Raw genomic sequence first — 23,247 nt, forward strand, 5'->3', positions numbered from 1 at the left:
CTTATTATTGTTTAAACCAACGATCCAGCCCAGCCGGGCCGGCCATGCAAGGGGAACGCGATGCCGCTGGCAGAGCCGCTACACCGCCAGGAAATCGCGACACTGTACGCCGACCACCACGGCTGGCTGCAAGGCTGGCTGCGCAAGAAGCTGGGCAGCACGGCGTGCGCGGCCGACGTGGCGCAGGACACCTTCGTGCGCCTGCTCGACCGCGAAGACGCCGTCGCCGCGCGCGAGCCGCGCGCCTTTCTCGCCACCGTCGCGCAGCGCGTGCTGTTCAACCACTACCGGCGGCAGAAACTCGAGGAAGCCTACCTGGAGGTGCTGGCCCAGTTGCCGCCCCTGCACGCCCCGTCGCCCGAGGACCGCGCGCTGCTGCTGGCGACCGTGTTTGAGCTCGACCGCATGCTCGATGGCTTGCCGCCGCCCGTCAAGCGGGCCTTTTTATTGCGCCAGCTCGACGAACTGCCGCAGGAGGACATCGCGCGCCAGCTCGGCATCTCGCTGGCGACCGTCAAACGCCACCTGCAGCGGGCCGGCAGCGCCACGCAGGCGTGGCAGCAGCTGCAACTGCAGCACGAACACCTGCCGCCCGCCCTGCACGCGACTTTGCTGCGCGCCTGCGTGCAGGCGAATGCGCCGCGCCGCCATGCCGTCAAGACCCTGGCACTGCTGCTGGCCTGCGGCGCCTCGCTGTACGCGTTCGAACGCCGCAGCCCGTGGCGCAGCTGGACGGCCGACTACCGCACCGGCATCAACCAGCGCCGCGTGGTAGCCCTGGCCGACGGCACGCAGCTCACGCTCAACACGGATAGCGCCGTGAATGTCGATTACAGCGGCGACCGGCGCCAGATTCAACTGCTGGCCGGCGAAATCTTCATCGCCACCGGCAAGGATGCGGCGCAGCGGCCGTTCTTCGTCGGCACGCCGCATGGCGGCCTGCAGGCGCTGGGCACGCGCTTCACGGTGCGCCTGCACGAACAATACGCCAGCACCGGCGTGCTCGAAGGCGCCGTCGCCGTGCTGGCCGGCGACGGCAGCGCGCGCCTGGTGCTGCGTCCCGGCGAAGGCGCGCATTTCGACAGTGACGGCTATCACCGCCAGGCCCTGGCGCCATACGGCGGCGCGTGGCTCAATGGCATGCTGGTGGCGCGCGACATGCGCCTGGCCGATTTCCTCGCCGAGCTGTCGCGCTACAGCGCTCATCCGCTGGGCTGCGCGCCGGCCAGCGCCGGCTTGCGCGTCTCCGGTTCCTACCCGCTGGCCGACGTCGATGCCGTCCTCGACGCCGTCAGCGCCAGCCTGCAGCTGCGGCGCCATACCGTCACGCGCTTCTGGGGCCGGCAAGTCGTCCGGATCGAACTGGCGCAGCGCTAGGAATATTTTCCGCAAAGTGAGCTGTTTGAGCGTGCTCGCGTGACCTGGAAGATAGGCAGTCTCCATCTTGCGCATCCACGAAAGGTTTTAGTCCATGCATCACGCTTCGCGTTCCCTCCTTACCCGCACCGTCCTCGCCTGCGCCCTGTCGCAGATCGGCATGGCCCTCACACTGCCGGCGCAGGCCCAGGCACAAAGCCAGCAGGTACGCGCCTACAGCATCCCCGCCGGCGCGCTGGGCGACGTGCTGACGCGCTTCGGCAGCGACAGCGCCATTTTATTGTCGTTCTCCAGCGAGGCCACGCAAGGCTTGCGCAGCGCCGGCCTGCAAGGCAGCTATGGCGTGCAAGACGGTTTCCGCGTGCTGCTGGCCGGCAGCGGCCTGCAAGCCGTGCCGCAGCCGAATGGCGGCTACCTGCTGCAGAAAATCCCCGCCAGCGCGGGCGCATCCACGGCGGACAGCCGCGGCGTGGCCGTCATGAGCGGCGTCACCGTGGTGGCGGCGGCCGAGCGCAGCGCCGCCACCAGCGGCACGGGCAGCTACACGGGCGGCCCCGCCAGCGGCGCCACGGGCCTGGCCCTGACGCAGCGCGAAACGCCGCAATCGCTGACCATTGTCACGCGCCAGCAGATGGATGACCAGAACAGCAACGCCGTGTCCGACGTCATGAAAAACGTCAATGGCGTGAGCGTGCAAAACTATGACAGCGACCGCTGGAGCTTCCAGGCGCGCGGCTTCGCCGTCACCAATTTCCAGTACGACGGCGTCTCGGCCATCTATGACGGCGTGTACGACTGGGGCACGACCAACAGCGACATGGCCATCTATGACCGCATCGAGGTGCTGAAAGGCGCCACGGGCCTGATGAGCGGCACGGGCGACCCGTCGGCCACCGTCAACATGGTGCGCAAGCGACCCACCGCCGAATTCGCGGGCGCGGCCACCCTGGGCGCCGGCTCGTGGGACAACTACCGCGGCGAGGTCGATGTCTCCGGGCCCTTGAACGCCAGCCGCACGGTGCGCGGCCGCCTGGTGGGCGCCTACCAGGACAGGCATTCCTACCTGGACCGCTACAAGCAGCGGAAGGCGGTCGCCTACGGCATCATCGAGGCGGACCTGACGCCCGTGACCCTGCTGACGGCCGGCTTCACGCACCAGGACTACAAGCCGCGCGGCTCGACCTGGACGGGCTTCCCCGTGCTGTTTTCCGATGGTTCGCGCACCGATTTCCCCACCTCATGGAACCCGGCCACGGACTGGAGCCGGCGCGACATGCAGAACACCACCCTGTTCTCGTCGCTGGAACACAGTTTCGCCAACGACTGGAAAATCAAGCTGAGCGCCAATCAGCTGCGCAGCAAGCATGACAGCGTGCTCGGTTCGGCCAGCGGCGGCAATCCCGACCCCGTCACGGGCGAAGGCGCGTATTTCTTCATGGGCAAATACAAGGGCGACCGCCGCCAGACCACCGTCAACGTGGATGCCAGCGGCCCGTTCACCGCCTTTGGCCGCCAGCATGAAGCCATGTTCGGCTACTCCCATTCCAGCGCGAAGCAGGATGGTCCGGTCTACGAATCGATCTATCCGCCCGTCGAAGGCAGCTATTTCGACTGGCGCGGCCAGTACGCGGAACCGGCCTTCAAGCGCCTGGGCAATGACAACGACAGCACGCGCCAGAGCGGCCTGTATGGCGCCGTGCGCCTGCATCCCGTCGATGCGCTGTCCGTCATCGTCGGCGCGCGCGTGAGCAGCTACCAGCAGGACCAGGACCGCAGCTTCTTCGACGGCACGACCAGCGACATCACCTCGCGCATCAAGGAGAGCAACGTCATCACGCCATATGCGGGCGTGGTCTACGATCTCGACAAGACATACTCGGTCTTTGGCAGCTACACGAGCATCTTCGCGCCGCAGAGCAACCGCGACGTGAACCGGCGGTTCCTCTCGCCCGTGCGCGGCAAGGGTTTCGAGGCGGGCGTCAAAGCTGAATATTTGGACGGCAAGGTCAATGCCAGCGCGGCCGTCTTCCAGATCCGCCAGAGCAATGTGGCCAGCTATGTGGGCAGCGTGAATGGCGAGGAAGCCTACGAGGCCATCGACGGCATCACCAGCCGTGGCCTGGAAATGGAAGTGACGGGCGAAGTGGCCAAGGACGTGAAACTGAGCGCCGGCTACACGTATTCGCACGTGCGCGATGCGGATGGCAAGGACGTGTTTTCCACCATGCTGCAAACCACGCAGCCGGCCCACCTGGTGCGCGTGCAAGGCAGCTGGCGCCTGCCCGCCAGCCTGGACAAGCTCACCGTGGGCGGCGGCATCAACTGGCAAAGCAGCTATTACGGCAAGCTGTGGAATCCGGCCGCCGAAGACTACACGCACGTCAAACAGGGCAGCTACGCGCTGGTCAACCTGCTGGCCCGCTACGAGATCAGCAAGAACGTCACGGCCAGCCTGAACGTGAACAACCTGATGGACAAGAAGTACCTGACGGGCCTGGGCCTGTTCGAAACGGGCTTCTACGGCGAACCGCGCAACGTGATGTTCACCGTGCGCACGAAGTTTTAATCAACTTGCATACAGCGCCAGCGCCCAGGCTGGCGGGCGCAGTTCCAGCGCCAGGGACAGGTAAGCGGGGTCGAAGCGCGCCGCCAGCAGGTAGACGTTGGCGGCGCCCTTCGGCTCCCAGTTCCCCGTAAAACCCTTTTCGCCGGCCGCCGCCCGCTTGCGGTCGAACGGCACGACGCTTTTCGCAAATTCCTCGTGCGTCTTTTTGCCCTGCGCATACGGCGACAGCCAGGCCAGCGCCTCGGCCAGGCGCTTCGCTTCCGGCGCGCCATACCAGTCATCGCCGTGCGCCTGCGCCATCAGCGCCGTCGTCAGCAGCGGCTCCAGGCTGTAGGTGGTGTAATGCAGGGCGTCGCGCTGCTCGAAGTCGAAGGGCACGCCGCCGGCGCCGATATTGCGCGGTATGTGCGCCAGGAAGCGCTCCCTGGCGCGCGCGATCAGCAGCGCCTCGCCCGTGGCATAGGCGGCGGCCGTGCCGATCTTGATGCGGTGGCTGTGCCAGTTATTGCGCGCTGTCGATGGCCCGCCCACCTTGACGGGATCACTGAGGTAGCCCTGTGCCAGGGTGCGGCAAAAGGCCCTTACCTGTTCGCGCTCCACGCCGTTCAGGCGTTCCTGTATCAGGTCAAAGCCCATCAGCAGGCTGGCCAGCTCCGTCTCGTCGACGGGACTGAACGAAGGTGCATAGCCGCTGCTCCAGGCCAGCACCAGCTGGCGCGCGCTCTCGAAGTACGTCATGTCGCCCGACAGCCGCCAGGCCAGCGCCTGCAGCCGCGCCTGGCGCCAGTCTTCCTGCGCCTGCTGGCTGGTCTCGCGCCCGCCCTCGCCCTTCAGCAGGCCGCCCGTGCGCACTTCCGCCATCAGGTGCACGGGCCGCGCCACATCCTTGCGGGCCGCCTTGAGCACCTGTCCGGCGATGGCCGGTTCCACGCGCGCCTTCAGCGTGCGGGCGCGCGCGGCGGACGTCAGCGCGAACGCCAGCGCTTCCTCGTGCGGGCGCGGCGCGGCGCGCAGCCCGGCCAGGGGCAGCGCCAGCAGGGCGGCCAGCACGGAGCGCCGGCGGAGCAGGTGCGCGCTCAAAACCGCGTCTCCCGCGCCGCGCGCAGAAAATTATCAAGGATGGGCGTGCAGTCGAGCAGCTCGACGCCGCCCGCCGAATGGAATTCCGGGTGCCACTGCAAGCCCATGACGAAGCGCGCCCGCTGGTAGCGGATGGCCTCGACGATATTGTCCCCTTGCGAATACGCTTCCACCGTGATGTCGCGCCCCAGGTCTTTCACAGACTGGTGGTGGATGGAATTGACCAGCGCCTCGCCCGTCTTCGGGAACAGGCCGGCCAGCGACGAGCCTTTCGGGAAGACGATGCTGTGGCGGTGGCGGGCATACAGGGCGTTGACGTGCGAGGTGGCGCCCTCGACGTCCGAGGCGATGTCCTGGTACAGGGTGCCGCCGAAGCCCACGTTGATCAATTGGCAGCCGCGGCAAATGCCCAGCACGGGCTTGCCCGCGTCGACGAATTCGTGCAGCAGTTCCAGCTCGTACAGGTCGCGCGCGCGGTCGCCGCTCCATTCGGGCCGCGTGGCCGTTTCGGAATACGTCTGCGGCGAGACGTCCGCGCCGCCCTGCAGCACCAGGCCATCCAGGTGGCGCGCATAGTGGCGCAGGGTGATGTTACTCGGGTGTAGCAGGCCGCTGGTATTGACGGTCGGGATCATGAACACCAGCACGTCGCGCGACATGACCCACTGGGCGATCGACTCTTCCAGGTACTGCAGATTCTTGCTGCGCAGGCCAGTGGCGCCCGGCTCCGGGTGGAAAATGCGCGCCGAGATGCCGATGCGCAGGGTGCGCCGCATGAAGTCGCGGCTGGCCTTGTCGCGCATGGAGCGGTAGCGCGAGGTGATCACCCGCCAGGCCAGCGCCAGCGGCGTGTCGTTATCCTTCAGGTAGCGCGGCGCCGCGTCGCGCGCGCGGTGCTCGTCATCGGTGGCGCGGCCGACCCGGTCGGGCCGCGCCGCTGCCGGCTCTGGCGCGGCGGGTTCGGGGGAAGGAGACAGCGGGGGATCTTTTTCGTCTGACATGGCGGGGCTGACTGAAAGCGGAGACGGTTTCAATATAAACCCCCGCCTTCGAAAGCACGATTCAATTTTGTAACAAAAGCGTACCCGCGGGGCATCCGCGCAACAGGCCAGCGCCCCCTGCATACAGCCCGTTTACGCCGGCGGCCGCGCTTTTTAGAGAATCTTTACGCCCCCGCTGCTAATCTTGAACGTACCTCAACCACCGCTGCAAAGCCGCCATGGAACCCGATACACGCCAAGCCATACGCCACACCGCCAGCCATCCTTTACCCCACCGCCATCCCCGCCTGCCCGTCTTTCTCATGCATATCACCGTCGACACGGCTTGCCTGGCCCAGCTGCGCCAGCTCGTCGTGCAGACCTGCGGCAGCATGCTGTCGTTCATGCGCGTCGAGGCGGTCGACCATGCCGAACGCATGAAAGTATGGCTGTGCGTGCCGGAACCGGCCCTGCGCCTGACCATGGATGCCGTCATGCGGCTGTTGCCAGCGGCGGAATTTGGCCGCATCAGCCAGGGGAAATCCGCATGAACCAGTACGCCAGCGAACATGCCATGTCCTGCTCGCGCATCACCGCGCACTTCCAGGGCATCTGGGTGCCGATGGTCACGCCATTCCGCTCGGGCGAACTCGATCTCGATGCGGCCCAGCAGCTGGCCAGCGACCTGGCCGCCAGCGGCATCGACGGCCTGGTGGTCTGCGGCACCACGGGCGAAGCGGCCATGCTGGACGCGCGCGAACACAGCCTGCTGTTAGACAGCGTGCTCGAAGCCGTCGGCCCCCGCCTCCCCGTCGTCATGGGCGTGGGCGGCAGCGATACGCGCCAGGTCGTCGCCACGGTGCAGCGCTACAACGACCATCCGCTGGCCGGCCTGCTGATCTCCGCGCCCGCGTATGTGCGCCCGTCGCAGGACGGCATCGTGCGCCACTTCCAGGCCATCGCCGGCGCCACCGACCAGTCCATCGTGCTGTACAACGTGCCGGCGCGCACGGGCGTGCAGATCATGCCGGCCACGGCCGCCCTGCTGGCGCGCGACTCGCACTTCGTCGCCATCAAGGAAGCGGGCGGCTCGCTGCAGCAGTTCGCCGAACTGCTGCTCGAGACGCGCCTGGACGTGCTGTGCGGCGACGATGCGCTGCTGCTGGCCAGCCTGTCCATGGGCGGCCACGGCGCCATGTCGGCCGCCGCCCAGGTGCGCCCCGACCTGTATGCGCAGCTGTACCACCTGGTCAGGCACGGCCGCCACGGCGCCGCCGGCGCCCTGTTCAAGGCCATGCTGCCCGTCATCCGCCTGCTGTTTTCCGAACCCAATCCCGCTCCCGTGAAGGCGGCGCTGGCCATGCAGGGCAAGGTGCGCGACGAGCTGCGCCTGCCGATGACGCCAATGTCGGCCGCAGGCCAGGCCGCGCTGGCCGACGCGCTGGAGCCGCTGATGGAGCTGCCCTTCTGGACGGCCAGCGACAAGGAGGAAGCACGCGAAGGCTGCCTGTTGCAGCTGGTTTCCGCCGCCAATATCATGCCAGCCGTGCGCCAAGATGATCATCGCCATCACGGATGAACGGGGAGGGATGGAAAAATCCATCATTGCCGGACGGCTGGCCGCCTCGCGCGCGCTGGCCGGACGCAAGGTGCTGCTGCTCGACGCCGATCCGCGCCAGACAGCCCTGGCGCAGGCAGGGACCCTGCGCGCCGGCGGCATGCGCGGCAGCGTGACGTCGCCCCGCCTGATGGCGCGCGCCATCAGCGCCAAGGGCTTGCAGCCGGAACTGGAGCACCTGGTGCACTGCTACCACGACATCGTCATCGACAGCGAAGGCCGCGACTCCATGGGCAGCCGCTCGGCCCTCTGCGCCGCGCGCGTGCTGGTGGTGCCGCTGGACGGTGCCGCGGACGCCGCCGCGCAGGCTGGCCTGGCGCGCCGCATCGCCCATGCGCGCAGCGTCAACCCGGACCTGCGCGTGCTGCTGGCCACCGACACGCACCCTGCCGCCGCCCATGCGCTGGCCGCGCGGATTCCGGCGGCCCGCGTGGTCGGCTTCGGACAACTGTATTGTGCCGTCTTCGACAACCATCACCGCGCAGCATAGCTCTCGACAGCTGGGGTCAGAACCGACGGGTCTGACCCCGTGGTGCAAAAAAAGGCGGCGCATGCGCCGCCTCCCGTCTCATCTCAGTCAGTTAAAACGTCTTGCTCACCGTCAGCTGCAACGCCGTCTTGCCCATGAATTTGCCATTCACGGGCGAGGCATAGGCGGCCTTGCCCGCGTTCGTGCCGATCACGGCCATCGCGCCCGAGACAAAACCGAAGTCGCGCGTCACGCCCACCTTCCAGTCCGTGTAGCTCGATGCATCATTGTTTTTGACCTTCTGGTGGCCCGCGTGCAGGTTGCCGGTCCAGCCATTCGTCAGGTCGATATTCGCGCCGATATCCAGATAGCCGCTGTTCTTGCTGTTGACGATGCCGAACAGGTTCGAGATGGCATGCGAATACTTGACGTAGGCGGGGCCGTACGACAGCTGGCCGTAGATTTCCTGCGTGTCCGCGTCGGCCAGGCCGGCGATATGCTTCAAGCCGTTGTCCGCATACACGTACGCCAGCACGCCCACGTCATAGCCGATCGCCTCGTTCAACTGGCCGCGCTTGCCCGCATACAGGTCCACTTCCACGTCGCCGCTGCCGCCCGCGTCCTTGGTCCACTTGATGGTCGAGGCCCAGGCGCCCGCATACAGGCCCGTCGGGTTGTTGACGTAATCCACGCCGCCCTGCAGGGCAGGCTTCAGGCGCGTCTGCGAAATGCCCCGATAGCGGTAATCGGACACGCCGGCCACGTTGAAACTGATTTCATTGTCCGGCTTGGCCTCGTCCGCGTGGGCCAGGCTGCCGGTAAAAGCGGTGGCGACGGCAAGTGCAAGTAGCATTTTGTTCATGGTTTTTCTTCTTCATGGGTGGTATGGGCCTTTGCCAACATGGCGCAGCTGGCCCGCCGCTGCAAAAAAAAGAGGTAAAGCGTCCCCCTGGCGCGCGCGGCGCCTGTTTGCAAACAGGGGAAATAAAAGGGGTTAGAGCGGCAGCAGCAAGCGGTAGCCGACCGCCGTTTCCGTCAGCAGGTACTGCGGCTGGGCCGGATCGGCTTCCAGCTTCTGGCGCAAATGCCCCATGTAGATGCGCAGGTAGTGGCCATTCTCGCCGTTCGACGGCCCCCACACCTCGCGCAGCAGCTGCGGATTGGTGACGACCCTGCCGGCGTTTTTCACGAGCACGGACAGCAGGCGGAATTCCGTCGGCGTCATGTGCACCAGTTGCTTGTTGCGCGTCACCAGGCGATCCTTCAGGTCCACGCGCACGTCGCCGAACTGCACCACGCCATCGTCGCTGGCGGCAGGCTGGCGCTGGCGACGCAAGGTGGCGCGCACGCGGGCCAGCAGTTCACCCACGCCGAACGGCTTGGTGAGATAGTCGTCCGCGCCCGCGTCGAGCGCGCGGATCTTGTCTTGCTCGTCGACGCGCGCCGACAGCACGATGATGGGCACGGCCGACCATTTGCGGATGTCGCTGATGAAATCGATGCCATCGCCGTCGGGCAAGCCCAGGTCCAGCACGATCAGGTCGGGCCGGCGCGTGCCCGCGTCGATCAGGCCCCGCTGCATGGTGGCCGACTCGAAAATCTGCCAGCCCTCTTCTTCCAGCGCGGCGCGCACGAAACGGCGGATTTGCGGTTCATCCTCGACCAGCAGGGCAGTGGCGGAAGGTTCATTCATGATGGTTTTCCTGTTTCAAAGTCGTTTGCCTCGTCCGGCTCCGTTTCCGGCAAGGCCGGAGGAGTCCCCAGCGGCAAGGTAAATACCAGGGCGGCGCCCTGTCCCGGCGCCGGCGGCTGCGCGTGGATGGTGCCGCCATGGGCCTCGACGATGGCGCGGCAAATGGCCAGTCCCAGCCCCACGCCCGGCTTGTTCGATTCGCGCTCGCCGCGCGTGAATTTTTCAAAAATGGCCTCTTCGCGGCCCGCTGGCAGGCCGGGGCCATCGTCAAGCACCGTCACCTGCAAAAACTGGCCGTGCGTCCTGGCCCCGATGGTGATGGTGCTGCCCGGCGGCGTGTACTTGGCCGCGTTTTCCAGCAGGTTGCACAGCACGCGCTCGACCAGCACGGCGTCATAGCGCACCAGCGGCAAGTCCGGCGCCAGCTGCGTCTGCACTGTGTGCTGCTGCAGTTGCGGACGGCTGGCGCGCAGCGCGCTGCCCACCACTTCCTCCAGCGCCTGCCATTGCAGGTTCAAGCGCACATTGCCGCTCTCGATGCGCGCCATGTCCAGCAAGTTCGCCACCAGGGCGCTCATGCGCACGGTCTCGGCCTGCAGCGAACGCGCCATGTCCAGCTGCGCGGGCGACAAGGCCGGCCGCGACAGGGCCAGCGATTCGGCCAGGCCGACCAGCGACGTCAAGGGCGTGCGCAAGTCGTGCGACAGGGCCGCCAGCAGCGAATTGCGCAGCCGTTCCGATTCCATCTGCAGCAGCGCGCCTTGCGCCACGTCGATGTAGTGCACGCGTTCGAGGGCGATGGCCGCCAGCGCGGCGAAGGTGTCGAGGTGCTGGCGCTGTTCCGGCACCAGCAGCCAGCGTCCGTGCTGCGGCGCCTGCAAGGGCAGCAGCGCCAGCACGCCGCGCGTGCGCATGGGCGCGATCAGCGGCAGATAGAAAATCGGCGAAGCGGGCAAGGTGTCGGTGCCCGTGCCGGCCGCCTGCGCATGGTCGAAGGCCCACTGGGCGATACCCATGTCCAGTTGCTCCGCACCGCCAGTGGACTGCAACCGTCCTTCATCGTCGGGCAGCAGCAGGGTGGCGCGCGCGCGGAAGGCCCGCTCGATGGCGTTTTTCGTGATGTCGAAGATCTGCTCCGTCTGCAGCACGCCGGACAATTCGCGCGAAAACTCGTACAGGGCACGGGCACGCGCTTCGCGGTGCGAGGCCACGCGCGCCTGGAAGCGCAGTCCCGCCGTCAGGTGGCCCGTGATCAGGCCCACGGCCAGCATCACGCCAAAGGTGATCACGTACTGGAAATCGCCGACGGCAAAGGAAAAGCGCGGCGGCACGAAGATGAAATCGAAGCAGGCCACGCCCACCAGGCTGGCCAATGCCGCCGGCCCGCGCCCCAGGCGCACGGCCACCAGCACCACCGTCAGCAAGGACAGCATGGCGATGTTGGCCAGGTCAAGATAGGGCTGCAGCGGCACGCAGGCGATGGCCGTGGCCAGGCTGGCGCCCGCTGCCAGGATGTAGCGCCAGTGGCGCGAAGGCCGGCGCGCGGCAGAGCCATCCGCGTCCGCACCGGGCCGGGGCGCACTGTCGGCGGGCGGCAAGCCCACTTCGACCAGGTCGATATCGGGCGCCAGGCTGGCCATGCGCACGGCCGGCGGCGCACTCCACAGGCGCGCCAGCGCACCGCCGCTGCCACGGCCACGTCCGACGATGACTTTCGAGATGTTCGCATTGCGCGCATACTCGACCACGGCGGCGGCGATGTCGCCCGCCGGTACAATGGCCGTGCGCGCGCCCAGGTCCTGCGCCAGCTTCAGGGTTTTCAGGATGCGTTCGCGTTCGGGCGCCGGCAGGCGCTGCAGACGCGGCGTTTCCACGTACAGCGCATGCCATTCGGCGTTCAGCTGGCTGGCCAGGCGCGCCGTGCTGCGGATTACGTGCTCGCCCCCGGCGCGCGGCCCCACGCAGGCCAGCAGCGCGGCGCCCGTCTTCCACACGGGATTGATCGATTTCTCGACGCGGTAAGCCTGCACGTCGTCCTGCACGCGGTCGGCCGTGCGACGCAAGGCCAGTTCGCGCAGGGCGATCAGATTGCCTTTGCGGAAAAAGTTTTGCGACGCCCGCTCGGCTTGCAGCGGCTGGTACACCTTGCCCTGCTTCAGGCGGCGCAGCAGTTCATCGGCGGGAATATCGACCAGCACCACTTCATCGGCGCGGTCGAACACCGTGTCGGGCAAGGTTTCGGCCACGCGCACGCCCGTGATCCCGCCCACCACGTCGTTGAGGCTTTCCAGGTGCTGCACGTTCACGGTGGACAGCACGTCGATGCCGGCGGCCAGCAATTCCTCGACATCCTGCCAGCGCTTCGGATGGCGCGAACCGGCCACGTTCGAGTGCGCCAGTTCATCCATCAGTATCAGGGGCGGCGCGCGGCGCAGCGCTTCGTCGAGGTCGAACTCGAACAGGGTCTTGCCGCGGTACTCGATGGCCTTCAAAGGCAGCACGGGCAAGCCATCGAGCAGGGCCGCCGTATCCTGGCGCCCGTGCGTCTCCACCACGCCCACCAGCAAGTCCTGGCCGTCGGCCAGCAGCTTGCGGGCGGCAGCCAGCATCGCGTAGGTCTTGCCCACGCCGGCCGAAGCGCCGAAATAAATGCGCAGCCTGCCGCGTGAGGCTTTCTTTTCCTGCGCCTGCACCTGTGCCAGCAGGGCGTCAGGGTCGGGGCGTTGGCTGTCGTTGGGGAGCATGGGGATCTTATAATTTTCGATTGGCCCAAGAACAAGGGCCGGGGTCAGACCCGACGGGTCTGACCCCGGTATCATCTTACTTTGCGGCCGCATCGAGCGCCAGATTCAATTCCAGCACATTCACGCGCGCTTCGCCGAAAAAGCCGATATACGCGGTTTTCTGCACCTTGGCGATGGCATTTTCCACCTGCGCCAGCGGCATGGCGCGCACGCGGGCCACGCGCGGCGCCTGGTACAGGGCGCCTGCCAGGCTGATTTCCGGGTCCAGGCCGCTGCCCGACGCCGTCACCAGGTCGACGGGAATCGGGTTGCGGTTGCCCGGATCGGCCGCCTGCAGGGCGGCGATGCGCGACTTGACGGCGTCCACCAGGGCCGGATTCGTCGGCCCCAGGTTGGAGCCGCCCGAACCGGCGCCATTATTCGCCATCGGCGCGGTGGCCGACGGGCGGCCCCAGAAGTACTTGGGCGAGGTGAACGACTGGCCGATCAGCAGCGAGCCGACGGGCTTGCCCCCGCGTTCGACGATGCTGCCATTGGCTTCGTCATGGAAAGCCAGCTGCCCGATGCCGGCCGTGGCAAACGGATAGACGACGCCGCAGATCACGGTCAGCGCGGCAAACAGGACCAGGGCGGGACGTACGATGGTGCTCATGATGGTTCCTTTAGACGAGATTGAGTGCGGACAGCAGCATGTCGATCAGCTTGATGCCGATGAAGGGCAGGATGATGCCGCCCACGCCATACACCAGCAGGTTGCGGCGCAACAGGCTGGCCGCGCCGATGGCCCGGTATTGCACGCCTTTCAAGGCCAGCGGGATCAGCACGACGATGATCAGCGCGTTGAAGATCACGGCCGACATGATGGCCGAGGCGGGGCTGGCCAGGTGCATGATGTCCAGCGCCTTCAATTGCGGATAGGTGCCGACAAACGCCGCCGGGATGATGGCGAAGTACTTGGCGATGTCGTTCGAAATCGAGAACGTCGTCAGCGAACCGCGCGTCATCAGCATCTGCTTGCCGATTTCGACGATTTCCAGCAGCTTGGTGGGATTCGAATCGAGGTCCACCATATTGCCCGCCTCCTTCGCCGCCTGCGTGCCCGAGTTCATGGCCACGGCCACGTCGGCCTGGGCCAGCGCGGGCGCGTCATTGGTGCCGTCGCCCGTCATCGCCACCAGCCGGCCTTCGGACTGGTAGCTGCGGATCAGTTTGAGCTTGTCTTCCGGCGTGGCCTCGGCAAGGAAGTCGTCCACGCCCGCCTCGGCGGCGATGGCGGCGGCCGTCAGCTTGTTATCGCCCGTGATCATGACGGTCTTGATGCCCATGCGGCGCAGTTCGGCGAAGCGCTCCTTGATGCCGCCCTTGACGATATCCTTCAGTTCCACGGCGCCCATGACGCGGCCATCGTCGACCACCACCAGCGGCGTGCTGCCGCGGCGCGCGATATCGTCGACGGCGCGCGCCACTTCGTCCGGATAGGCCTGGCCCAGCGCTTCCACGTATTTTTTCATGGAGTCGGCCGCCCCCTTGCGCAGCTGGCGCACCTGCTGTTCGCCCGCGATATCCACGCCGCTCATGCGCGTCTGCGCCGTGAAGGGCACGAAGGTGGCGTGCAGGCTGGCCATCTCGCGCTCGCGGATATTGAACTTCTGCTTGGCCAGCACGACGATGCTGCGCCCTTCCGGCGTTTCATCGGCCAGCGAGGCCAGCTGCGCCGCATCGGCCAGCTGCTGCTCCGTCACGCCGGGCGCCGGCACGAAGCTCGACGCCTGGCGGTTGCCCAGCGTGATGGTGCCCGTCTTATCGAGCAGCAGCACGTCGACGTCGCCGGCCGCTTCCACGGCGCGGCCCGACGTGGCGATCACATTGGCCTGCATCATGCGGCTCATGCCTGCCACGCCGATGGCGGACAGCAGGCCGCCGATGGTGGTCGGGATCAGGCACACCAGCAGCGCGATCAGCACGGTGATCGTCACCGGCGTGCCACTGCCTGCCGCCGCCACGGAAAACAGCGAATACGGCAGCAGGGTCACGGTAACGATCAGGAACACGATCGACAGGGCCACCAGTAAAATCGTCAGGGCGATCTCGTTCGGCGTCTTCTGGCGCTTGGCGCCTTCGACCATGGCGATCATGCGGTCGATGAAGGCTTCGCCAGGGTTGACGGAAACGCGCACCAGCAGCCAGTCCGACAGGACGCGGGTGCCGCCCGTGACGGCCGAAAAATCGCCGCCCGATTCCCGGATGACGGGCGCCGACTCGCCCGTGATGGCGCTTTCGTCGACGGAAGCCACGCCGGCCGTCACTTCGCCGTCGGCGGGAATCACGTCGCCCGCCTCGACCAGCACCGTCATGCCACGGCGCAGGTCGGTGGCCGGCGTGGGCAGCCAGGAGGTGCCGTATTTCGGCGTCTGCATTTTCTTCGCCATCACCGTCTGCTTGAGGGCGCGCAGCGAGGCCGCCTGGGCCTTGCTGCGCCCTTCGGCCAGCGCTTCGGCGAAGTTCGCGAACAGCACGGTAAACCACAGCCACACGGCGACGGCGACGATGAAGCCGAACGGCGCTTCACCCTGGCCATTCAGCGCCTGGATGGCCAGCAGGGTCGTGATGATGCTGCCCACGTAGACGACGAACATCACGGGGCTGCGCCACTGCGTGCGGGGGTGGAGCTTTTTGAACGCATCGACGACGGCGGGGCCGATCAGTGCGGAATCGAACAAAGTCAGGCTTGTGCGTGACATGGTAGCCTCTTATTTGATGAAAAGTTGCAGGTGTTCCACCACAGGGCCCAGGGCCAGCGCGGGAACGTAATTCAATACGCCGACCAGCACGACAACGCCGATCAGCAAGCCGATGAACATCGGGCCATGCGTGGGCATGGTGCCGGCATTGGCCGACAGGCGCTGCTTGCCCGCCAGCGAACCGGCCACCGCCAGCACGGGCACGATGACGGCGAAGCGGCCGAACCACATGGCGATCGCCAGCATCACGTTATAGAACGGCGTGTTGGCGGACAGTCCGGCAAATGCGCTGCCGTTGTTGTTGGCGGCCGACGTGAAGGCATACAGGATCTCGGAAAAACCATGCGCGCCCGGATTGGCCACGCCCACCGTGCCCGGTTCCACCATCACGGCGATGGCCGTACCCGTCAGCACCAGGGCCGGCGTCACCAGGATGGCCAGCGAGACCATCTTCATTTCATACGCCTGGATTTTCTTGCCCAGGTATTCCGGCGTGCGGCCGATCATCAGGCCGGCGATGAAGACGGCCAGGATGGCGAACATCAGCATGCCGTACAGGCCCGTGCCCACGCCGCCGAAGATCACTTCGCCGAACTGCATCAGCAGCAGCGGCACCATGCCGCCCAGGGGCATGTAGGAATCGTGCATGGAATTGACGGCGCCGCACGATGCCGCCGTCGTCACGGCCGCGAACAGGGTCGAGGAGCTGATGCCGAAGCGCGTCTCCTTGCCTTCCATATTGCCGCCCGACTGCAGGCTGCTGGCCTGCTGGTCCACGCCCAGCGCCTGCAGGGCGGGATTGGCTTGCTGCTCGGCGCTCATCACGCCGGCCGTCATGACGACGAAGATCACGGTCATGGCGGCCAGCACGGCCCAGCCCTGGCGCAGGTCACCCACCATGCGGCCAAAGGTGAAGCACAGGCCGGCGGGGATGAGGAAGATGGCCAGCATCTGCAGGAAGTTCGACAGCACGGTGGGGTTTTCATACGGATGGGCGGAATTGGCATTGAAGAAGCCGCCGCCGTTGGTGCCCAGCAGCTTGATCGATTCCTGCGAGGCGACGGGCCCCATGGCGATGGTCTGCGTGGTCGCCACTTGCGCTTCCATCACGGGCTTGCCGGCCGCGTCCAGCACGGCCTGGCCGTCGGCCTCGACCTTCGGCGTTGCATACGCCACCTGGTCGAGCAGGGTCACTTCCTTGTACGGGGAAAAATTCTGGATCATGCCTTCGCCCATGAAGACCACGGACAGGGCCAGGGAGAGCGGCAGCAGGATGTACAGGGTCGAGCGCACCAGGTCGACCCAGAAATTGCCGATCGACTTGCCCGAGCGCGAGGCAAAGCCGCGCACCAGTGCAAAGATCACGGCGATGCCGGTGGCGGCCGAGAAGAAGTTCTGGCACGCCATGCCCAGCATCTGCGTCAGGTAGCTCATGGTCTGCTCGCCGCCGTAGCCCTGCCAGTTGGTATTGGCGACGAAGCTGACGGTGGTATTGAACGAGGAATCGGGGCTGACGGCGCCCAGGCCCTGCGGGTTCAAGGGCAGGAAGCCCTGCAGGCGCTGCAAGCCATACACAAAAAAGGCGCCCACGGTGTTGAAGACGATCAGGGCGATGGCGTAGCTTTTCCAGCCCATGGCCTTGTCGGCAGACAGGCCGCACCAGCGGTACAGCATGTTTTCAAATGTTTGCAGCCAGCCCAGGCCGCGCACGGGGCCGTCGCCGGCCACCTTGGCCATGTACAGGCCCAGCGGATAGGCGGCGGCCAGCAGCACGAGCAGGAAAGCGGCCAGTAACAGCATCGATTGCGTCGTCATCACAGTTCCTCCGCCTTCAGCAGCGCCACCAGCAGATACACGAGCAGGCCGGCCGAGACGACGGCGCCCAGCACATAAAACGCATTCATTTGGCGCTCCCCAGTTTGTCGCAGGCGACGGCAAAGCCGGCCACCACGACGAAAAAAACGGCAATCAAGCCGAGATACACGATGTCCATTCCCACCCTCATTCAGGTTTGTTTTGATAGTGAGCAGATTAGCCAAAAGGGTCTAAAAAATTCGTAAAGACTGGGGAGGCGGCTGTAAACAAGATGTAAAAACGGCGGCTTTACCGCATAAAATCCTTCACAATGGGCGCCAAACCACGCGCGCGGCGCACTGTTGTTGCCCTGGAGTAGCGCTATTGCTCGCGGGACAAGATAGAATGCGCGAGCGTCCGCACAAGGACGCCTAGCCTGCCGCACTGCCCTCCCCCAGTGACGCTGGACGGGATATACTGTATATTCATACAGTTATCGCCGCCGCTGTCACTGCGCCGCGCAGTGCCCCGGCCTGGCGTTCCAACCCTAGTCTTTATTTAGCTTGAACACGTATGGCCACTAAAAAACCAGCATCCGACTACAGCGAATCATCCATCCGTGTCCTGAAGGGACTGGAACCCGTCAAGCAGCGCCCGGGGATGTACACCCGCACTGAAAATCCGCTGCACATCATTCAGGAAGTGATCGACAATGCCTCCGACGAGGCGCTGGGCGGTCATTGCACGCATATCGCCGTGACGCAAAACACGGATGGCAGCATCACCGTCGAAGACAATGGCCGCGGCATTCCCGTCGGCCTGCACCCGGAAGAAGGCGTGCCGACGGTGGAAATCGTGTTTACGCGGCTGCACGCGGGCGGCAAGTTCGACAAGGGCTCGGGCGGCGCCTACGCGTTCTCCGGCGGCTTGCACGGCGTCGGCGTGTCCGTCACCAATGCGCTGTCCTCGCGCCTGGAAATCACCGTCTGGCGCAAGGAAAGCGACGGCAATGGCCTGCATCACATGGTGTTCGCCAACGGCGACGTGATCGAGCCATTGCATTCCCGCCCGGCCCCGCGCGACGGCAAAAAATCGGGCACGCGCGTCACCGCCTGGCCCGATCCGAAGTATTTTGACTCGCCGAATATCTCGCAAACGGAACTGCAACGCCTGCTGCGCTCGAAAGCCGTGCTGCTGCCCGGCGTCACCGTCACCCTGACCAATGCAAAAACAGGCGATACGCAGACGTGGCAGTACGCGGAAGGCTTGCGCGGCTACCTGACCGAAACGCTGGCGCAGGTATCGAACGGCGAAACCCTGATTCCCCTGTTCGAAGGCGCGCAGTACGCGGGACCTGACTCCGAAGGCTTTGCCGAAGGCGAAGGCGCGGCCTGGGTGGTGGCGTGGACGGAAGAAGGCGCCATCGTGCGCGAATCGTATGTCAACCTGATTCCTACGTCGAATGGCGGCACGCACGAATCGGGCTTGCGCGACGGCCTGTTCGGCGCCGTGAAAAACTTCGTCGAGATGCACTCGCTGCTGCCCAAGGGCGTGAAGCTGCTGCCCGAAGACGTGTTCGCGCGCGCATCCTTCGTGCTGTCGGCGAAGGTGCTGGACCCGCAATTCCAGGGCCAGATCAAGGAACGCCTGAACTCGCGCGACGCCGTGCGCCTGGTCTCGACCTTCACCAAGCCGCCGCTGGAACTGTGGCTGAACCAGCACGTCGACTATGGCAAGAAGCTGGCCGATCTCGTGATCAAGCAGGCGCAGTCGCGCCAGCGCTCGCTGCAAAAAGTGGAAAAGAAAAAATCCTCGGGCGTGGCCGTCCTGCCGGGCAAGCTGACCGACTGCGAATCGTCGGACATCACGCGCAATGAACTGTTCCTCGTCGAGGGCGACTCGGCTGGCGGTTCGGCCAAGATGGGCCGCGACAAGGAATTCCAGGCCATCCTGCCCCTGCGCGGCAAGGTGCTGAACTCGTGGGAAACGGACCGCGACCGCCTGTTCGCGAATAACGAGATCCACGATATTGCCGTCGCCATCGGCGTCGACCCGCACAGCATCGGCGACACACCCGATTTGTCCGGTCTGCGCTACGGCAAGATCTGCATCCTGTCGGACGCGGACGTGGACGGCTCGCACATCCAGGTATTGCTGCTGACGCTGTTCTTCAAGCACTTCCCCGCGCTGATCAACAAGGGCCATATCTGCATCGCCCGTCCGCCCCTGTACCGCGTCGACGCGCCGGCGCGCGGCAAGAAGCCGATGCAGAAAATCTATGCGCTCGACGACGGCGAACTGCTGGCCATCGAGGACAAGCTGCGCAAGGAAGGCGTGAAACAGGGCGCCTGGTCGATCTCGCGATTCAAGGGCCTGGGCGAGATGAACGCGGAGCAGTTGTGGGAAACGACGATGAACCCGGACACGCGCCGCCTGCTGCCCGTGACCCTGGGCGAAATCGACCACATGACGTCGGCCGCCCGCTTCAATATGCTGATGGGCAAAGGCGAGGCGGCAGGGCGCCGCGCCTGGATCGAGGAACACGGCAATGAGGCGGAGGCGGATATCTGATGATCATCGGCATCGACCTTGGCACCACCAACAGCCTGGCCGCCATCTGGCGCGACGGCAAGGCGAGCATCATCCCGAACGCCCTGGGCGAACACCTGACGCCGTCGTGCGTGAGCATCGATGACGATGGCACCGTGCTGGTGGGCCGCGCCGCGCGCGAGCGCCTGCAGACGCACCCGCAGCTGACGGCGGCGGTCTTCAAGCGCTACATGGGCAGCGAAAAGAAGATCACGCTCGGCACGCAGCAATTCCGCCCGGAAGAGCTGTCGTCGATGGTGCTGCGCGCGCTGAAGGAAGATGCCGAGGCCTTTTTGGGCCACAAGGTCGAGGAAGCCATCATCACCGTGCCCGCGTATTTCAGCGATGCGCAGCGCAAGGCCACGCGCATCGCCGGCCAGCTGGCGGGCCTGCGCGTGGAACGCCTGCTAAACGAGCCGACGGCCGCCGCGCTGGCCTACGGCATCCGCGACAAGGAACAGGAAAGCAAATTCCTCGTCTTCGACCTGGGCGGCGGCACCTTCGACGTGTCGATCCTGGAGCTGTTCGAAGGCGTGATGGAAGTACGCGCCTCGGCCGGCGACAATTTCCTCGGCGGCGAAGACTTTGTCAGCGTGCTGGTCGACGCCTTCATGGAAGGCAGCGGCTTGCGCAGTGCCGTCGGCAGCCGCCTGCTCGACCCGCGCCAGCAGCAGTTGCTGCGCGACGAGGCGGAACGGGCCAAGCGCCTGCTGTCGGAGCAGCCGTCCGTGCGCATGGCCACGCGCTACCTGGAGCAGGAATACAGCTGGGAGATCGGCGAAGACAAGCTGGCGCAGTTGTGCGAGCCGCTGCTGGCGCGCCTGCGCCTGCCCGTGGAGCGCGCGCTGCGCGACGCCACCATCCGCGCGGCGGAACTCGATGAAGTGGTGCTGGCCGGCGGCGCCACGCGCATGCCGCTGGTGCGCAAGCTCGTTTCGCGCATGTTCGGCCGCTTCCCTGCCATTCACCTGGACCCGGACGAAGCCGTGGCGCTGGGCGCCGCCGTGCAGGCGGGCCTGAAGATGCGCGACGCGGCCCTCGACGAAGTGGTCATGACGGACGTGGCGCCGTATTCGCTGGGCATTTCGATTTCGCGCCAGGTCGGCCCGAACCAGTATGAAGGCGGCCATTACCTGCCCATCATCGAACGCAATTCCGTGGTGCCCGTCTCGCGCACGGAAAATATCGTCACCATCCACGATAACCAGAAGGAAATCAACGTCGCGATCTTCCAGGGCGAATCGCGCCTGGTGGCCGATAACGTCTTCCTGGGCAAAATCAGCTTCCCGATTCCGGCAAAAAAAGCGGGCGAGATCGGCATCGACGTGCGCTTCACCTATGACATCAGCGGCGTGCTGGAAGCGGAAGTGACGGTGCTGGCCACCCAGGAAAAGCACAAGATGGTCATCAGCGACAACGCTGGCGTGATGACGGCCGAGCAGATCGAGCAGCGTTTTGCCGAACTGGCCGACCTGAAGATCCACCCGCGCGAACAGATGGAAAACCGCACGCTGATTTCGCGCGCCGACCGCCTGTACGAACAGTCGCTGGGCGACGTGCGCCAGTACCTGGCCGCGCATACGGCCAACTTCCAGGCCGCGCTCGAATCGCAGGACCCGTCCACCATCCGCAAGGCGCGCCATGCATTGGACGACGTGCTGCGCCAGGTCGAGAGCGAGAGTTTTCTCTAAATGGACGGCGGCATGCACAACGCGACGCGTGGTCTGTGGGAGATCCTGGGCACGGAACCGACGGGCGACGAGCGCGCACTCAAGCGCGCGTATGCGAAGCGCCTGAAAGTGACGCGCCCCGAGGACGACCCGGCCGCCTTCCAGGAACTGCGCGACGCGTATGAATATGCGCTGCGCCATGCGCACCTGATCGCCGCCGACCTGCAGGAGCAGGAACAGGAAGAAGGCGACACCGCGACGGCCGATGCCGGGGCGGCTCCAGCGGCCGCGCCTGAAGCGCCGGCCGATACCCCGCCAGGGCGGCCGGCCGAACTGTGGGGCGTCATCGCCGACGCGCGGCGGGAGGAAGCGGATGCGCCAGAAGCCCCGGCGGAACTGTGGGGCGTCATCGCGCAGGAACAGCAGCCGGAGCCGCGCCCCCCGGAACAATGGGGCGTGGTCGCCATCGATCCGGCGCAGGAAGCGGCCAATCTGTGGCAAGGCTGCCTGGCGCTGACGCGGCACGCCGATGCCGGCGAAGTGCTGGCCCGCATGCTGCAGGACGACGCCATGCTGAACCTCGACGTGCGCGAGGAATTCGACCTGTGCGCGCTGCGCTACTGCGCCAGCGCCGGCTATGACCTGTCGCTGCGCCAGGCCCTGTTCGAACAACTGGGCTGGGAGCACGATTTTTCCTACCTGGCGCGCAGCCACGCGGACCTGGTGCGCGGCGCCGTGCAACGCTACCGGGCCGACCGCTCGTTTGCCCATTTCAGCGACCACCGCGACAGCTATCCTGGCCTCGATTGCATCATGTCGCAGCAATCGCCATCGGCCTACACGCGCCAGCTGTTCGATCAGAAATTCAACCAGCAGCTGCGCGAGCTGCTGCAGGCGATACGCTGGCAGCATGGCGAAATGCTGGCCTATAAACTCGATATGGCATTGTTCGAGCAATGGGAGCAGGCGGTTTTCTCCAGGCGCTACTTCAAGCAGACGGCGCTCGCCTCGTGCGGCCTGGGCTTCGCGCTGCACTTCATGCTGTCCGGCGTGCTCGATGCGGCCGGCGTCACACTGGGCGACATGGGCGCCTATGCCAGCCTGCTGGGATTCCAGGCGCTGGCATTCCTGCTCCTGGCCATGCACGCATGGCAGAAGCCGGCGTCCGCCTATGCCTGGATGGCCTCGTTGCGGGAGGAACTGCATGCCTGCCTGCCGGTGCTGCGCACGCATCCCGGCCTGGGGCAATTGGGCTGGCTGATGCCCTTCCTGTGCCTGGCGCTATTGCTGTTCATGCCCGCGCCGGCCGCGCCGCTGCGCATCGCCACCTCGGTGGGGCTGTGCATCACGGCGCTGCTGGCGGTAAAAGCCAACCACGCGCTGCTGCGCGGACGCCTGCTCGCCTGCATCCTGATCGCCTTTGCGGCAAGCATGGTGTTCACGCTGGACAAGGCCGATACCGGCCTGGCAATGAGCGACGGCATCATGCTGCTGTTCTGCGTGCAGGTGCTGGCGCTGCGCTCGATGGCCGGTTTGTATCTCGATTGCGGCGGTCCCGCGCACCTCCTGCCGCGCCTGCGCGCCGCCTGGATCATCGGCTGCGCCGTCGCGTTCCTGGCCATCCACCTGCATGCCGCCCCTGCGCATATGCTGGGTGCCATGCTGTTTGCCTGGTCCTGCATCGGCATGCTGTTTGCGCCTTTCGAACTGAACTGGCGCGCCGCATGGCCACTGGTCATCACGCCCGCGGCCGCCACCTTCCTGCTCGCCGGCCAAGCCGGCGGGCCGCCAGTCCAGGCGATCATCAAACTGAGCGCCGTACTGGCGCTGTCCGTCCTGTATTTCACCGTGCGTCACCTGTATCTGCAGCAGCGCAGGTCCGCACCAGCAAGCGGGCTGTCATAATCGGCCCCAAGAATTCAAACG

Annotated in this window: 17 protein-coding genes and 1 pseudogene; 9 read left to right on the forward strand and 9 right to left on the reverse strand. The window is 66.0% G+C overall.

Annotated features, from left to right (window positions below):
• Positions 1-60 precede the first annotated feature (60 nt).
• The 3 genes and pseudogenes from BM193_RS29120 to BM193_RS13245 form a co-directional block, all read left to right on the forward strand.
• A pseudogene (locus BM193_RS29120) lies at positions 61-543 on the forward strand (sigma-70 family RNA polymerase sigma factor); the annotation flags it as partial.
• An 81-nt stretch (positions 544-624) separates the two neighbouring features.
• On the forward strand, positions 625-1,377 hold the full coding sequence (locus tag BM193_RS29125) for a FecR family protein (protein WP_302847641.1): 753 nt from the start codon (positions 625-627) through the stop codon (positions 1,375-1,377).
• Between the two features lie 94 nt (positions 1,378-1,471).
• On the forward strand, positions 1,472-3,943 hold the full coding sequence (locus BM193_RS13245; RefSeq protein ID WP_092796440.1) for a TonB-dependent siderophore receptor: 2,472 nt from the start codon (positions 1,472-1,474) through the stop codon (positions 3,941-3,943).
• Here the strand turns inward: BM193_RS13245 and BM193_RS13250 are convergent, their stop codons facing one another.
• Together BM193_RS13250 and BM193_RS13255 are read right to left on the reverse strand one after the other, a co-directional pair.
• Positions 3,944-5,023 (reverse strand): alginate lyase family protein, encoded by a 1,080-nt coding sequence (locus tag BM193_RS13250; protein WP_092796442.1) that lies wholly within the window; start codon positions 5,021-5,023, stop codon positions 3,944-3,946.
• The gene (locus BM193_RS13255; protein WP_175533274.1) at positions 5,020-6,024 is read right to left on the reverse strand and encodes a gamma-glutamyl-gamma-aminobutyrate hydrolase family protein; all 1,005 of its coding nucleotides are present in this window, start codon (positions 6,022-6,024) and stop codon (positions 5,020-5,022) included. The genes BM193_RS13250 and BM193_RS13255 overlap by 4 nt, the downstream gene beginning before the upstream one ends.
• Before the next feature lie 218 nt (positions 6,025-6,242).
• Between BM193_RS13255 and BM193_RS13260 the strand changes: the two genes are divergently transcribed.
• Genes BM193_RS13260 through BM193_RS13270 form a run of 3 tightly spaced genes read left to right on the forward strand, consistent with a single transcriptional unit; the run spans position 6,243 to position 8,111 of the window.
• Complete coding sequence (locus BM193_RS13260; RefSeq protein WP_254786109.1) at positions 6,243-6,554, forward strand: hypothetical protein; 312 nt, start codon at positions 6,243-6,245, stop codon at positions 6,552-6,554.
• Positions 6,551-7,582 (forward strand): 4-hydroxy-tetrahydrodipicolinate synthase, encoded by a 1,032-nt coding sequence (gene dapA / locus BM193_RS13265; RefSeq protein ID WP_092796444.1) that lies wholly within the window; start codon positions 6,551-6,553, stop codon positions 7,580-7,582. Before BM193_RS13260 ends, dapA begins: the two co-directional genes overlap by 4 nt.
• Positions 7,560-8,111, forward strand: a complete 552-nt coding sequence (locus BM193_RS13270) for a division plane positioning ATPase MipZ (protein WP_092796446.1) — start codon at positions 7,560-7,562, stop codon at positions 8,109-8,111. The genes dapA and BM193_RS13270 overlap by 23 nt, the downstream gene beginning before the upstream one ends.
• 91 nt (positions 8,112-8,202) lie before the next feature.
• On the opposite strand, the gene BM193_RS13275 is transcribed toward BM193_RS13270, so the two are convergent.
• The 7 genes from BM193_RS13275 to kdpF form a co-directional block, all read right to left on the reverse strand.
• Positions 8,203-8,952, reverse strand: a complete 750-nt coding sequence (locus BM193_RS13275; protein WP_092796448.1) for a TorF family putative porin — start codon at positions 8,950-8,952, stop codon at positions 8,203-8,205.
• 132 nt (positions 8,953-9,084) lie between these two features.
• Positions 9,085-9,783: a two-component system response regulator KdpE gene (kdpE, locus tag BM193_RS13280; protein WP_092796450.1), complete on the reverse strand. Its 699-nt coding sequence runs from the start codon at positions 9,781-9,783 to the stop codon at positions 9,085-9,087.
• The gene (locus BM193_RS13285; RefSeq protein ID WP_092796452.1) at positions 9,780-12,527 is read right to left on the reverse strand and encodes a DUF4118 domain-containing protein; all 2,748 of its coding nucleotides are present in this window, start codon (positions 12,525-12,527) and stop codon (positions 9,780-9,782) included. Before BM193_RS13285 ends, kdpE begins: the two co-directional genes overlap by 4 nt.
• 76 nt (positions 12,528-12,603) lie before the next feature.
• Positions 12,604-13,179, reverse strand: a complete 576-nt coding sequence (gene kdpC, locus BM193_RS13290; protein ID WP_092796454.1) for a potassium-transporting ATPase subunit KdpC — start codon at positions 13,177-13,179, stop codon at positions 12,604-12,606.
• A gap of 10 nt (positions 13,180-13,189) precedes the next feature.
• Complete coding sequence (gene kdpB, locus BM193_RS13295) at positions 13,190-15,268, reverse strand: potassium-transporting ATPase subunit KdpB (RefSeq protein WP_092796456.1); 2,079 nt, start codon at positions 15,266-15,268, stop codon at positions 13,190-13,192.
• A 9-nt stretch (positions 15,269-15,277) separates the two neighbouring features.
• A complete protein-coding gene (kdpA, locus tag BM193_RS13300) occupies positions 15,278-17,083 on the reverse strand; it encodes a potassium-transporting ATPase subunit KdpA (RefSeq protein ID WP_092796458.1) in 1,806 nt (601 codons plus the stop codon).
• Entirely contained in the window at positions 17,083-17,172 is a 90-nt protein-coding gene (kdpF, locus tag BM193_RS13305; RefSeq protein ID WP_034746483.1) for a K(+)-transporting ATPase subunit F, read from the reverse strand. Before kdpF ends, kdpA begins: the two co-directional genes overlap by 1 nt.
• Positions 17,173-17,635: 463 nt before the next feature.
• Between kdpF and BM193_RS13310 the strand changes: the two genes are divergently transcribed.
• The 3 genes from BM193_RS13310 to BM193_RS13320 are packed head-to-tail and all read left to right on the forward strand — an operon-like array spanning position 17,636 to position 23,226.
• Positions 17,636-19,633: a DNA topoisomerase IV subunit B gene (locus BM193_RS13310; RefSeq protein ID WP_092796460.1), complete on the forward strand. Its 1,998-nt coding sequence runs from the start codon at positions 17,636-17,638 to the stop codon at positions 19,631-19,633.
• Positions 19,633-21,342: a molecular chaperone HscC gene (locus BM193_RS13315; RefSeq protein WP_092796462.1), complete on the forward strand. Its 1,710-nt coding sequence runs from the start codon at positions 19,633-19,635 to the stop codon at positions 21,340-21,342. Before BM193_RS13310 ends, BM193_RS13315 begins: the two co-directional genes overlap by 1 nt.
• Before the next feature lie 12 nt (positions 21,343-21,354).
• Complete coding sequence (locus BM193_RS13320) at positions 21,355-23,226, forward strand: J domain-containing protein (protein WP_139176041.1); 1,872 nt, start codon at positions 21,355-21,357, stop codon at positions 23,224-23,226.
• Positions 23,227-23,247: the final 21 nt, after the last annotated feature.

The organism is Janthinobacterium sp. 344 (assembly GCF_900112025.1).
Lineage (GTDB): Bacteria > Pseudomonadota > Gammaproteobacteria > Burkholderiales > Burkholderiaceae_D > Janthinobacterium.